Consider the following 12964-nt stretch of genomic DNA (forward strand, 5'->3'; position numbering starts at 1 on the left):
GCCGGGGGCGGAGGCGGCGGCCGGACGCGCGGTTCAGCCCGCACCGTCCGCGGGCGCGGTGGTCGCGGTGGTCGCGGTGGTGGAGCGTCGTGCGGGATCGCCACGCCCTCGGCGGCGACCGGCACGCCGCCGCGGCGGGGAGCGGCGGGTCACGGGCGGGCGATCCCGCCCGCGTGGTCCCGGGCCACCGCGTCGACCGCGTCGGCCAGCCGGTCGAGCACGGCCGCCGCCTGCTCGTCGGTGATCGTCAGCGGCGGAAGCAGCCGTACGACGCTCGCGTGCCGGCCGCCGAGTTCGACGATCAGGCCGCGCCGCAGGCACTCCCGCTGGACCGCGGCGGCGAGTGCGGGCGCGGCGGGCCGGGGCTTCGGGGAGTTGCCCCACATCAGGGTTACGCCCTGGTCCTCGGCCACGGCGCCCTGGTCCTCGGCCGCGATGCCGGGGCCGTCGGCCGCGATGCCGGGGTCGTCGTGGCCCGGCTCGGTCTCCGGGTCGACCAGTTCCACGCCGAGCATCAGCCCGCGCCCCCGCACCTCCCCCACGCACGCGTGCTCCTCGGCCAGCCGGCCGAGTTGCGCGAGCATACGGGCGCCCAGCGTCGCGGCGCGTTCGGCGAGGCGGTTCTCGCGGACGTGGGCGAGGGTGGCGGCGCCCGCCGCCATGGCGAGCTGGTTGCCGCGGAACGTGCCCGCGTGCGCGCCCGGCTCCCAGACGTCCAGGTCGTCCCGGTAGACGACGACGGCCAGCGGCAGGCTGCCGCCGATGGCCTTGGACAGCACCATCACGTCCGGTGTCACCCCGCTGTGGTCCACCGCCCAGAACGCGCCGGTGCGGCCGACCCCGGTCTGGATCTCGTCGGCGATCAGCGGGATGGAGCGCTCGGCGGTGATCCGCCGCATGCGCCGCAGCCACGCGTCCGGCGCGGGATGGACGCCGCCCTCGCCCTGCACGGGTTCCAGGATCATCCCGGCCGGCGCCGGCACCCCGGACTTGGGGTCGTCCAGCACGGACTCGGTCCAGCGGGCGGCGAGTTCGGCCCCCCGAGCCCCGCCGACTCCGAACGGGCAGCGGTACTCCTGCGGGTACGGCAGCCGGGCGACCCGTACGTCCTCGGCGTGCCCGGAGGCGGCGGAGGCCCCGGCGGTCATGCCGTGATAGGCGCCGGTGAAGGCCATGACCGTGCTGCGGCCGGTGGCGGCGCGGACCAGTTTGAGGGCGGCCTCCACCGCGTCCGTGCCGGCCGGGCCGCAGAACTGCACGCGCGCGCGTGCCGCGAGTCCGGGCGGCAGCGTGGCGAAGAGTTCGGTGACGAACGCGTCCTTGACGGGTGTGGCCAGGTCGAGCGCGTGCAGCGGGGCGCCCGACTCCAGCACCCTGCGCACGGCGGCGAGGACCACGGGGTGGTTGTGCCCGAGGGCGAGGGTCCCGGCGCCGGAGAGGCAGTCCAGGTAACGGCGGCCGTCCGCGCCCTCGATGGTGAGCCCGCGCGCCCGCACCGGGACGATGGGCAGGGTGCGGGCGTAGGTGCGCGCCGCGGACTCGCGCGCCGACTGGCGTCGCAGGATCCCCTCGTGCAGGGCGTACTCGTCCGCGGAGGCGTGTCCTCCGGGCGCAGACTCCGTCACGGTCACGGTTTCCCGTCCTCCCGCTGTCCCAAGGTCTCGGCCGCCACCTGTCCCGAGGGGCCCGGCTCCCACTCCCCGCACGACAGCGCACGTCAGCGGCGGGGACCCGGACGCGGACAGCGGGCCCCCGCCGCTACAACCGCCGGCCGTCCGCCGGGTTACGGGTTGCGGCGAGATCCACGCCGACGCAGCAGCCCCCGGCCCGGCGCGCCTCCCCGCCGCGCCCCCGGACCAGGCGTCGCCCCGCCGCCGACCGCACCCGCGCAACCGCGGCAAACCGGCGGAACTCCGGACGATCGGTCCAGGTCAGCGGCTGTAGCCGAACCGTTGCCGTTCCGTCGGCACCGCCCCACAGCGACCGCATAGTGTGTGGTGGCGTTCCGGCACGCCGTGACACGCCCGTATCCGTGCGGAGTTGGGCGCGTGGTCGCGGCGGCAGCAGCAAGTCCGTTCATCCCAGGGGGAGTCAGAGCATGCGACCCATACGCCCGTCCGTCACCGCTCGTCGGGGAGGGAGCGCCCGGCGGGGGACCTCCCCCGTACTGGCCGCCGCCGCGCTGGTCTCGGTCATGGCGCTCACCGCCACCGGCTGCAACTCGGGCGACGACCACGCGGACGCGAAGTCCTCCCCTTCCGCGGCCGCCGACGGGTCGGACGCCACCGGCGACGGCAAGATCAAGATCCCGGACCAGCTGCGCCAGAAGCTCAAGGACCACGGGATCGACATCGACAAGTGGAAGAACGGCGCCTGGAAGAACTGGGACAAGGACGACTGGCTGCGCGAGGCCGACGACTTCGTCAACCCGATCATCCAGGGGCTGTGGGACCCGGACCGGATGCGCCGGGCCGATGACCCGGACAAGGGCGTGGACGACAACGACATCTCCGGTGACCAGGGCGTCACGGACCCGACGCCGGCCCCGGTCCAGGCGCAGGCGGTGGCGCCGAGCTACCACGCCAACGCGGCCACCGCGGGCAAGGTGTTCTTCGACTCCCCCGAGGGCACGATGGTCTGCTCGGCGACGGTCGTCGAGGACCCCGCCCACCCGGGCAAGTCGAACCTGGTGTGGACGGCGGGCCACTGCGTGCACGCCGGCAAGAAGGGCGGCTGGTACCGCAACATCGCGTTCGTGCCGTCGTACAACGACGCGGGCCGCAGCGCCGCTCAGTTGCAGGGCGCGAGCCGTGACGAGGTCGCCCCGTACGGCGTGTGGTGGGGCGACTGGGCGCAGACCTCCGACCAGTGGATCGCGAACGGCGGTGCGACCGGCGGCCAGGGCGCACCGTACGACTACGCGGTGATCCATGTGACGCCGGAGAAGGGCGGGAACGGCAAGTCCCTTCAGGAGACGGTCGGCGCGGCGCTGCCGGTGAACTTCGACGCCCCGGCGGTGCCGAAGGTGAGCAGCATCACCGCGACCGGTTACCCGGCGGCCCCGCCGTACGACGGGCAGCGGCTGTACCGGTGCCAGGACAAGCCCGGGCGACTGTCGGTGACCGCCTCCGACCCGACGATGTACCGCATCGGCTGCACCATGACCGGCGGTTCGTCCGGCGGCGGCTGGGTCGAGACGGGCGCGGACGGCAAGCCGGCGCTGGTGTCCAACACCTCGATCGGCCCGGTGTCGGCGGGCTGGCTGGCCGGGCCGCGGCTGGGTCCGGTGGCGAAGAAGGTGTACGACTCGGTCAGTAAGAAGTTCGCCGGGCAGTGACCGCTCCTCGATGAGCCCGCGGTGACCGCACCCGCCTTGAGCACGCGGTGACCCGTGCCGCGCCGGGCACGCGGTGAACGCGCAGGCGGCGGGGTGCCGCACACCCACACCCCGCCGCCGGCCCGCGCCCGAGCGGCGCGCCACGCGACGGAAACGACGAAGCCGAGCAGCAGCAGACGAACCTACGGGGCCCGCAGCTGGGCCGGGGCGCGCAGGCGCTGTACGAGAACATGAGCCGCGCCCACGGCGGCGGGTGACACGGGCCCCGGCACGAGGCACGCCCACGAGGCGCGGCACAGGTCCCGCCCCTGAAGACGACGAGGGCCCGCCCCCGGTGAATCGGGGGCGGGCCCTCCTGTCGTGCGTCCGGCTGTCGTGCGTCCGACTGTCGTGAGCCCGGCGCAACCGGGCCGTCCGGTCGACTACAGCGCGGAGGCCGGCACGTACGGCGCCAGGTCGGCCGCCAGCTCCTCGTGCACCCGGGCCTTGAGCAGGGTGCCCTCCGCGGTGTGCTCCTCGGAGATCACCTCGCCCTCGGTGTGGGCGCGGGCGACGAGCTTGCCGTGCGTGTACGGCACGAGCGCCTCGATCTCGACGGACGGGCGGGGCAGCTCGGCGTCGATCAGGGCGAGCAGCTCGGGGATGCCCCGGCCGGTGCGGGCCGACACCGCGATGGAGTGCTTCTCCACCCGCAGCAGCCGCTGGAGGACCAGCGGGTCGGCCGCGTCCGCCTTGTTGACGACGACGATCTCGGGCACGTCGGTCGCGCCGACGTCCCTGATCACCTCGCGCACGGCGGCCAGCTGCTCCTCCGGGTTCGGGTGCGAGCCGTCCACCACGTGCAGGATCAGGTCGGAGTCGCCGACCTCCTCCATGGTGGAGCGGAACGCCTCGACCAGGTGGTGCGGCAGGTGCCGGACGAAACCGACGGTGTCGGCCAGCGTGTAGAGCCGGCCGCTCGGGGTCTCGGCCCGGCGCACGGTCGGGTCCAGGGTCGCGAACAGCGCGTTCTCGACCAGGACGCCCGCGCCGGTGAGACGGTTGAGCAGGGAGGACTTGCCGGCGTTGGTGTAGCCGGCGATGGCGACGGAGGGCACCTTGTTGCGGCGCCGCTCCTGGCGCTTCAGCTCGCGGCCGGTCTTCATCTCCGCGATCTCCCGGCGCATCTTCGCCATCTTCTCGCGGATCCGCCGCCGGTCCGTCTCGATCTTGGTCTCACCGGGACCTCGGGTGGCGAGGCCGCCGCTGCCGCCGCCCATCTGCCGGGACAGCGACTGACCCCAGCCGCGCAGCCGCGGCAGCATGTACTGCATCTGCGCGAGCGCGACCTGCGCCTTGCCCTCGCGGGACTTGGCGTGCTGGGCGAAGATGTCCAGGATCAGGGCCGTGCGGTCGATGACCTTGACCTTGACGATGTCCTCGAGGTGGATCAGCTGGCCGGGGCTCAGCTCACCGTCGCAGATGACGGTGTCGGCGCCCGTCTCCAGGACGATGTCCCGCAGCTCGTCGGCCTTGCCGGAACCGATGTAGGTGGCCGCGTCGGGCTTGTCGCGGCGCTGGATGACGCCGTCGAGCACCATCGCGCCCGCGGTCTCCGCGAGGGCGGCCAGCTCGGCGAGGGAGTTGTCCGCGTCCTGCACGGTCCCCGAGGTCCAGACGCCGACGAGGACGACCCGCTCCAGCCGGAGCTGGCGGTACTCGACCTCGGTGACGTCCTCGAGTTCGGTGGAGAGGCCCGCGACGCGGCGCAGGGCCGCGCGCTCGGAGCGGTCGAACTGGTCGCCGTCCCGCTCCGTGTCGACCTCGTGGCTCCAGGCGACGTCCTCCTCCATCAGGGCATCGGCCCGAAGACCTTCGGGATAGGTGTGCGCGAGGCGCTTGGTGGCCTGGGAAGAGGAAGAAGAGGAGGTCATTGGGTCCTTACGTCGTTGGGGAATCCGTGGTGCGGCGCGGGGGCGCGGTCACACATCTGATGCGCCGCGACGGCCACTCCGTCACTGTCGACAACGTCCGGGCTCTCCGGGAGATTCCCGGCGCCGGGCCGCGCCGACCGGAAGATGGTCGCACGGCACGGCCCGTCTCGTCACGGTGTTATTTCCCCGCTCGCCCGTCCTGTCACCTCTTCCCGGGCGCCGATGTGCGCCGCCGCGTCACTTCTTCGTCTTCACCGACTTCAGGGGCGGCTGCTGCTTCCAGTCCGGGTGGCCGGGCATCGGCGGGGTCTTCTCGCCGTACAGCCACGCCTGGAAGAAGGCGCTCAGGTCGCGGCCGGCGATCTGGGAGGCGAGGCGCTCGAAGTCGGCGGTGGTGGCGGTGCCGTCCTCGTGGTCGCGCACCCAGGAGCGCTCCAGGCGTTCGAAGGCCGGCTTGCCGATCTCCTGGCGCAGCGCGTACAGGACGAGGGCCGCGCCGTCGTAGATGTTCGGGCGGAAGATGCTGATCTTCTCGCCGGCCTTCGGGGCCTTGGGCCGCGCGGGCGGTCCGCCGGCCGCGCGCCAGCCGTCGGAGGCGCCGTAGGCGGCCTTCATCCGGGCTTCCATGGGCCGGTTCGCCTTCTCCTCGGCGTACAGGGCCTCGTACCAGGTCGCGTGGCCCTCGTTGAGCCATACGTCGGACCAGGAGCGGGGGCTGACGCTGTCGCCGAACCACTGGTGGGACAGCTCGTGCACCATGACCGACTCGACGTACCACTTCGGGTAGGCGGCGTCGGTGAACAGGTCCTTCTCGAAGAGGGAGAGGGTCTGCGTCTCCAGTTCGAAGCCGGTCTTCGCCGACGCCACGAGCACGCCGTACGTCTCGAACGGGTAGTCGCCGATCTTGCCCTCCAGCCAGGCGATCTGGTCCGGGGTCTTGGCCAGCCAGGGTTCGAGGGCGGCGCGGTCCTGGGCGGGGACGACGTCGCGGACGGGCAGGCCGTGCGGGCCGGGGCGGTGCAGCACGGCGGAGCGGCCGATGGAGACCTGGGTCAGCTCGGTGGCCATCGGGTGCTGGGTGCGGTACGTCCAGGTGGTTCCCGCGCGGCTGCGGGCGGCCTGGACGGGCAGGCCGTTGGCGACGGCGGTGTAGCCCTCGGGCGCGGTCACGTGGATGGTGAACATCGCCTTGTCGGAGGGGTGGTCGTTGCACGGGAACACCAGGTGGGCGACGTCGGCCTGGTTCGCCATGGCCAGTCCGTCCGCGGTCTGCACCCAGCCGCCGTCCCGGCCCTTCTGGGGGACCGGATTGCTGGTGTGGCGCACGGTGATGCGCGTCCGGCTGTGCTCGGGCAGCGGGTGCTTCGGGGTGATCACGAGATCCTCGTCGGCGAAGGCGAAGGCGGCGGGCTCGCCGTCGACCTCGACGGAGTCGACGGTGCCGTGCGTGAAGTCCAGGTTGACGCTGTCCAGGGTCCTGGTCGTGCGGGCGTCGATCGTGGTGACGGCCTGGAGCGGCTTGCCGTTGTCGCCGGAGTAGGCGAAGGAGAGGTCGTACGCCGACACGTCGTACCCCGGGTTGCCGAGGTACGGGAAGAGCCGGTCGCCGACCCCGAGCGGTGCGGGCGGGGCGCTCGCGGCCAGCAGGCAGACGCAGGCGGCGGACGCGAGGAGGGTCGCCTTCAGGCGACGCGGGACGTGGTGACGGAGGGTGCGCGGCATGCACACACCGCTATCAGCGCCTAGTGCGAGTACGGCGGCGACGCGCGCCCGGGCCACCCGAACGGGTTCTTCTGGAGCCGGCGCTCAGTCTTCCGCCCGGCGCGCTCCCGTACGCCCCGGCGGGTGCCCGCTCACGCCCCCGGCGGCTGCGGCTGGGCGCGGCTGACGTCGTAGACGCCGGGGACGCTGCGCATCGCCCGCATCAGGGCGGGCAGCCGGGCGGCGTCGGGCAGTTGCAGGGTGTAGGTGTGGTGGACGCGCTGCTGGGCCGGTGGGGCCACGGTCGCCGAGACGATCTCGACGCCTTCCAGCGCGATGGCCTCGGTCAGGTCGGCGAGCAGATGAGGCCGGCCGAACGATTCGGCCAGCAGCGTCACCCGGCAGGCGGTGGTGTCTCCCCAGCGCACGCCGACCTCCGCGCGCCCCGTGCCCTTCATCCGGGCGACCCCGGGGCACTCGACGCGGTGCACGGTGACCACTCCCCCGCGCACGGCGAACGCGGCGACCCGGTCGGGCGGTACGGGCGTGCAGCAGCCGGCGAGCCGTACGGCGGTGTGGGGGGCGTCCACGACGACCGCGCCCGCCGCATCGGACCGCCCGCCGAGCGCCTCGGCACCGGGGCCGGCGGGGGCTTCGGCAGCCGGCCCGCCGAGGGCGCCGGTCACCGGGCCGCCGAGCGCGTCGGTCGTCGGCTCGGCCAGGGCGCCGGAGGCGTCGGCGGTGTCCGGGGCCGCCGCGTCGCGCAGGTCCCGTTCCTCCTCCGGCTCGTCGTCGGCCGGGGCCGGGTGGGTCGCCAGCCAGCGCTGGATGGCGATGCGGGCGGCCGGGGTGTGGGCGTGCTCGAGCCACTCCCGGGAGGGTTCGGAGGCCGGGTCCTGGCCCATCAGGAGCTGGACGGTGTCGCCGTCCTTCAGGACGGTGCTCAGCCTGGCGAGGCGGCCGTTGACGCGGGCGCCGATGCACGCGTGCGCGTCCTCGCCGTACTGGGCGTAGGCGGCGTCCACGCAGGTGGCGCCGTCGGGCAGGCCGAGGGTGCCGCCGTCGGGCCGGAAGACGGTGATCTCGCGGTCCTGGGCGAGGTCCTCGCGCAGGGTGGACCAGAAGGTGTCGGGGTCGGGCGCGGCCTCCTGCCAGTCGAGGAGGCGGGAGAGCCAGCCGGGGCGGGTGGGGTCCACGCGCTCGCCGTCGCCCGCGCTCTGCTCCTCGGCGGGAGCGGCGTAGGGGTTTCCGAGGGCGACGACGCCGGCCTCGGCGACCTTGTGCATCTGGTGGGTGCGGATGAGGACTTCGACGACCTGGCCGTCCTCGCGGGCGACGGCGGTGTGCAGCGACTGGTACAGGTTGAACTTGGGGACCGCGATGAAGTCCTTGAACTCCGAGACCACCGGCGCCATACAGGTGTGCAGTTCGCCGAGGACGCCGTAACAGTCGGCGTCCTCGGTGACCAGGACCAGCAGCCGGCCGAAGTCGGCGCCGCGCAGCCGGCCCCGTTTGCGGGAGACCCGGTGCACGGAGACGAAGTGCCGTGGCCGGACGAGGACTTCGGCGGCGATGTCGGCCTCGCGCAGCACCCCGCGCACCTGTTCGGCGACCTCGGTGAGCGGGTCGCCGGGGCGGCTCGCGTTCTCCGCGATCAGTTCGCGGGTGTGCCGGTACTCCTCGGGGTGGAGGATCGCGAAGACCAGGTCCTCCAGCTCGGTCTTGAGGGCCTGCACGCCGAGCCGTTCGGCGAGCGGGATGAGCACGTCCCTGGTCACCTTGGCGATCCGGGCCTGTTTCTCCGGGCGCATGACGCCGAGGGTGCGCATGTTGTGCAGCCGGTCGGCGAGTTTGATCGACATCACCCGCACGTCGCTGCCGGTGGCGACGAGCATCTTGCGGAACGTCTCGGGCTCGGCGGCGGCGCCGTAGTCGACCTTCTCCAGCTTGGTGACGCCGTCCACGAGATAGCGGACCTCGGCGCCGAACTCCTCGCCGACCTGGTCGAGCGTCACGTCGGTGTCCTCGACGGTGTCGTGCAGCAGGGACGCGGTCAACGTCGTGGTCTCCGCGCCGAGTTCGGCGAGGATCAGGGTCACGGCGAGCGGGTGCGTGATGTACGGCTCGCCGCTCTTGCGCATCTGGCCGCGGTGCGAGGACTCGGCCAGGACGTAGGCGCGGCGCAGCGGTTCGAGGTCGGCGTCCGGGAAGTGGGCCCGGTGCGCCTCGGCGACATGGCCGATGGCGTCGGGCAGGCGGTCGCGGGCGGCGGGGCCGAGCAGTGCGGCCCGCCCCAGGCGGCGCAGGTCGAGCCGCGGGCGGGCCTTCCTGCGGGGCGCCGCCGGCACCACCGCTCCCGGGGCCGCGGGATTCGTGGCATCCGCACTCATGGGCACCTCCGGCTGCGTGGACCGGTGGACGGGGTGCCCCAGGGCGTACGCGGCTCAGGGGTTGGCGTCGGATCCCCCGTCCGGGCCGGTGCTTGATGCTACCGAGCCCAGCACACTCGGCCGACCACCTCTCGGGGAGCGTGAAACGGATCACCCATTCGAGCGACGATCCGGAGGTTTACGGTTTTCGGTCACCTGACATGCGGGTGACCGTGGATTCCCGCGTGCGTCCGGATCTCCGCCCTGGGTCTTGTCGATCTTGCCGCGCGCCGGCCTTGCGATCGGCCGGCGGGGGCACGGTCAGCCGGCGACGCTTTCCAGCCAGTCCGCGGCGATCTCGCCCTCGGCGACGATCACCGCGGCGCCGGTCATCTCGATCTCGCCGTCCGGCCGCTCGGTGATGACGAGGGTGCCGCCGGGCACGTCGACCGTGTACGTCGCCGGGGCGCCGGTGACGGCGGGGTCGGCGCCGTCGCGGCGGGCGGCGGCCACGGCGACGGCGCACGCGCCCGTGCCGCACGAGCGGGTCTCGCCCGAGCCGCGCTCGTGCACGCGCATCGCGACGTGGCGGGGGCCGCGGTCGACGACGAACTCGACGTTCACCCCGTCCGGATAGGCCGCGGCCGGGCTGAACAAGGGCGGGGAGAGCAGGTCGCCGGCGTCCGCGAGATCGTCCACGAAGGCCACCGCGTGGGGGTTGCCCATGTTCACGTTGCGCGCGGGCCAGCTGCGCTCGCCGACGCTCACGGCGACGTCGCCCTCGGGCAGGCGGGCCTTGCCCATGCCGACGGTGATGTCGCCGTCCTTGGCGATGTGGATCTTCTTCACGCCGCCCCGGGTGGCGATCGCGAGGTCGCCCTCGGCGGCGAGGCCGGCGTGCTGGAGGTAGCGCGCGAACACGCGCGTGCCGTTGCCGCACATCTCCGCGACGGAGCCGTCGCCGTTGCGGTAGTCCATGAACCACTCCGCCTCGGCCGCCATGGCGCGGGCCTCCGGGTGCGCGGCCGACCGCACGACGTGCAGCACGCCGTCGCCGCCGATGCCCGCGCGCCGGTCGCACAGGGCGGCGACGGCGGCCGGGGACAGGTCGAGGGCGTTGTCCGGGTCGGGGAGGATCACGAAGTCGTTCTCCGTGCCGTGCCCCTTGAGGAAGGCGATGCGCGAGCTCATGCCTCGATCGTACGGTGCGGGTACGACAGACCCGGTGCGGGCGGCCCTAGCGCAGGCGGGCGACGCGCCAGACCGCGAGGACGACGGCCAAGGCGACGATCAGGGCGTAGGCGCCGATCAGCCGCCAGTCGGCGCGGCGTCCGGCGCCCCGCGGGGGCAGACCGGGCCAGGTGTAGCCCACGCGGCGTGCGGCCATCATGCCCCAGCCTGCCGCGCAGGAGCAGATCAGCAGCCCCAGCATGGCGATCATCGCGCCGCTGTCGCCGTCGAAGGCGAGCGGGAAGGCGAACATCAGCGAGCCGACGGCGGCCAGGCCCACGATGGGCGCCAGCTGCCAGATGCGCAGCCGCCGCTGCGGGCGCAGCTCGACCTCCACCTCGGGCCCGGCGAACATCTCCTCGGGCCCGGGACCGTCCTCGGTCACCCCGCCCTGCGTCCCGTCAGGACCGTCAGGGCCGTCGGGGCTGAGCGTCGGCTCGTCCGGGTCCGCACCGGCGTGCTCGGCGGTGACGTGCTCGGTGCCGCCTTGTGCGGTGTCGCGAGGGCCGGCCTCCATCGCCACGCGCCCTCCCAACTAGGACTTCATTCGGTGGATCGAAGCACGATGATGGCACGCCGCCGCAGGCCTGGATGACGGCCTGGGCGTCCCGATGCCATCACGTGATCAGGCTGTAACCGGTCGTTCGACCAACGCCAGCGCCAGGTGCGGAAGTTCCGTGACATCCGCGGCGGCGCCGCTGAGCCAGTGCACGCGCGGGTCGCGGCGGAACCAGGAGTCCTGGCGGCGCGCGAAACGCTTGGTCGCGCGGACGGTCTCCGCGCGCGCCTCCTCGATCGTGCACTCCCCCGCGAGCGCCGCGAGGACCTGCTGGTAGCCGAGCGCGCGGGAGGCCGTACGCCCCTGTCTGAGGCCCTGTGCCTCCAGCTCGCGCACCTCGGCGACGAGCCCCGCCTCCCACATCCGGTCCACCCGGCGCGCGATGCGCTCGTCCAGCTCGGGACGGGCCACGTCGACGCCGATCTGGACGGTGTCGTAGACGGAGTCGTGGCCGGGGAGGTTGGCCGTGAAGGGGCGGCCGGTGATCTCGATCACTTCGAGCGCGCGGACGATGCGGCGGCCGTTGCTGGGCAGGATCGCGCGCGCCGCCTCGGGGTCGGCGGCGGCCAGACGGGCGTGCAGGGCGCCGGAGCCGCGCAGGGTCAGCTCCTCCTCCAGCCGGGCCCTGACCTCCGGGTCGGTGCCGGGGAACTCCAGGTTGTCGACGGCGCCGCGGACGTAGAGGCCGGAGCCGCCGACCAGGATCGGCCAGCGGCCCTCGGCGAGCAGGGCGTCGATCCGCTCCCGGGCGAGGCGCTGGTACTCGGCGACGGAGGCGGTGACCGTCACGTCCCACACGTCCAGGAGGTGGTGCGGTACGCCGCCGCGCTCTTCGGGCGTCAGTTTCGCGGTGCCGATGTCCATCCCTCGGTAGAGCTGCATGGAGTCGGCGTTGACGACCTCGCCGCCGAGGCGCTGGGCCAGGAAGACGCCGAGATCGGACTTTCCGGCCGCGGTCGGGCCGACGACGGCGATGACGCGGGGTGCGGGGGGTGCGCTGCTCACCGCACCAGTTTCGCAAACCCCGCGGGGGTGTCTCGAACGAGTTACGTGACGGCGCGGTCACGGTCTCGTTGCCCGGTGAGAGGTACCCGCGCCCGGATCGCGTCAGGGCGATGGCGCGGGCGCCGTGAACGGACACAGCGGACCACGCGGGATTTCGCCCGCACAAGTAACGTATGGAGTTGACATGGGCGTTTTTGCGCGACTTTTCCGGAGGTCCGAGGCTGTGGAGGGCACGTCTGTGGAGGGCGCGTCGGTCGCCGAGGAGCCGGCCGGTCCGGCTCCGGCCGGTGCGGTGAGCGCCGGTACGGCGGCGGACGGCGCCGCCGGGAGCGACCCGGAGGCGGCGGAGACCGGGGACGGCGCGGCCGCCCCCGAGGCCGCGGCGGACGCCGGCGGCGACGGCGTGGACATCCCCAAGCAGCAGTCCGCCGAGGAGGCGGCCGAACAGGAGACCGGCAAGGGCGCCCGGACGTGATGTCCCGCAAGGGAGGCTGAACCATGGGTCTGCTGGACAACATGAAGGCCAAGCTCGGTCCGGCCAGGGAAAAGGTCTCGGACCTCGCGCAGCGGCACGGAGGCCAGATCGGCCAGGGTCTCGACCGGGCCGCGAAGGTGGTCGACGAGAAGACCAAGGGCAAGTACCGGGACAAGATCCACGCGGGTACGGACAAGGCGAAGGAGGCCGTGGACCGGCTCGCCCACCAGGGCGGCGACGCCGGCACCGGCCCTGGCCCCGGCACCGGTCCTGGTGCCGGCCCCGAGGGCCGGGGCGGCGACGAGCCGGGCGCGGGCCCGCGGACGCCTCCGCCGCCGACGTCCTGAGCGGGACGCGACGCGCTCGGGCGCGGCC

General features: G+C 73.7%; 10 protein-coding genes. 3 read left to right on the top strand and 7 right to left on the bottom strand.

Annotated elements, in window-relative coordinates:
- Nucleotides 1–149: 149 nt before the first annotated feature.
- Nucleotides 150–1631 carry a diaminobutyrate--2-oxoglutarate transaminase family protein gene (locus K7787_RS00805; protein WP_223000096.1) on the bottom strand — a complete coding sequence of 494 codons (1482 nt, stop codon included), beginning with the start codon at nucleotides 1629–1631 and terminating at the stop codon, nucleotides 150–152.
- A 467-nt stretch (nucleotides 1632–2098) separates the two neighbouring features.
- Between K7787_RS00805 and K7787_RS00810 the strand changes: the two genes are divergently transcribed.
- Entirely contained in the window at nucleotides 2099–3337 is a 1239-nt protein-coding gene (locus K7787_RS00810) for a trypsin-like serine peptidase (protein ID WP_009191049.1), read from the top strand.
- Nucleotides 3338–3759: 422 nt separating this feature from the next.
- Here the strand turns inward: K7787_RS00810 and hflX are convergent, their stop codons facing one another.
- The 6 genes from hflX to miaA all read right to left on the bottom strand — a co-directional run bounded on the left by hflX (nucleotide 3760) and on the right by miaA (nucleotide 12114).
- On the bottom strand, nucleotides 3760–5250 hold the full coding sequence (gene hflX, locus K7787_RS00815; protein ID WP_009191048.1) for a GTPase HflX: 1491 nt from the start codon (nucleotides 5248–5250) through the stop codon (nucleotides 3760–3762).
- 237 nt (nucleotides 5251–5487) lie between these two features.
- Nucleotides 5488–6972: a M1 family metallopeptidase gene (locus K7787_RS00820; RefSeq protein WP_223000097.1), complete on the bottom strand. Its 1485-nt coding sequence runs from the start codon at nucleotides 6970–6972 to the stop codon at nucleotides 5488–5490.
- Nucleotides 6973–7103: 131 nt separating this feature from the next.
- The gene (locus K7787_RS00825) at nucleotides 7104–9341 is read right to left on the bottom strand and encodes a RelA/SpoT family protein (protein ID WP_223000098.1); all 2238 of its coding nucleotides are present in this window, start codon (nucleotides 9339–9341) and stop codon (nucleotides 7104–7106) included.
- A gap of 300 nt (nucleotides 9342–9641) precedes the next feature.
- A complete protein-coding gene (gene dapF / locus K7787_RS00830; protein ID WP_223000099.1) occupies nucleotides 9642–10511 on the bottom strand; it encodes a diaminopimelate epimerase in 870 nt (289 codons plus the stop codon).
- 46 nt (nucleotides 10512–10557) lie between these two features.
- Nucleotides 10558–11067 carry a hypothetical protein gene (locus tag K7787_RS00835; protein ID WP_223000100.1) on the bottom strand — a complete coding sequence of 170 codons (510 nt, stop codon included), beginning with the start codon at nucleotides 11065–11067 and terminating at the stop codon, nucleotides 10558–10560.
- A 108-nt stretch (nucleotides 11068–11175) separates the two neighbouring features.
- A complete protein-coding gene (gene miaA / locus K7787_RS00840) occupies nucleotides 11176–12114 on the bottom strand; it encodes a tRNA (adenosine(37)-N6)-dimethylallyltransferase MiaA (RefSeq protein ID WP_223000101.1) in 939 nt (312 codons plus the stop codon).
- A gap of 223 nt (nucleotides 12115–12337) precedes the next feature.
- Between miaA and K7787_RS00845 the strand changes: the two genes are divergently transcribed.
- Nucleotides 12338–12589: a hypothetical protein gene (locus K7787_RS00845; RefSeq protein WP_308036264.1), complete on the top strand. Its 252-nt coding sequence runs from the start codon at nucleotides 12338–12340 to the stop codon at nucleotides 12587–12589.
- Between the two features lie 23 nt (nucleotides 12590–12612).
- Complete coding sequence (locus tag K7787_RS00850) at nucleotides 12613–12936, top strand: antitoxin (RefSeq protein WP_223000102.1); 324 nt, start codon at nucleotides 12613–12615, stop codon at nucleotides 12934–12936.
- Nucleotides 12937–12964 lie beyond the last annotated feature (28 nt).

It is taken from the genome of Streptomyces sennicomposti, assembly GCF_019890635.1.
In the GTDB taxonomy this organism is placed as follows: Bacteria; Actinomycetota; Actinomycetes; order Streptomycetales; family Streptomycetaceae; genus Streptomyces; species Streptomyces sennicomposti.

Bases quoted from the DNA above. Each gene is read 5' to 3' on its own strand.
- K7787_RS00810 (WP_009191049.1), top strand. From the start codon at position 2,099: ATGCGACCCATACGCCCGTCCGTCACCGCTCGTCGGGGAGGGAGCGCC.
- hflX (WP_009191048.1), bottom strand. From the start codon at position 5,250: ATGACCTCCTCTTCTTCCTCTTCCCAGGCCACCAAGCGCCTCGCGCAC.
- K7787_RS00820 (WP_223000097.1), bottom strand. From the start codon at position 6,972: ATGCCGCGCACCCTCCGTCACCACGTCCCGCGTCGCCTGAAGGCGACC.
- K7787_RS00825 (WP_223000098.1), bottom strand. From the start codon at position 9,341: ATGAGTGCGGATGCCACGAATCCCGCGGCCCCGGGAGCGGTGGTGCCG.
- dapF (WP_223000099.1), bottom strand. From the start codon at position 10,511: ATGAGCTCGCGCATCGCCTTCCTCAAGGGGCACGGCACGGAGAACGAC.
- K7787_RS00835 (WP_223000100.1), bottom strand. From the start codon at position 11,067: ATGGAGGCCGGCCCTCGCGACACCGCACAAGGCGGCACCGAGCACGTC.
- K7787_RS00850 (WP_223000102.1), top strand. From the start codon at position 12,613: ATGGGTCTGCTGGACAACATGAAGGCCAAGCTCGGTCCGGCCAGGGAA.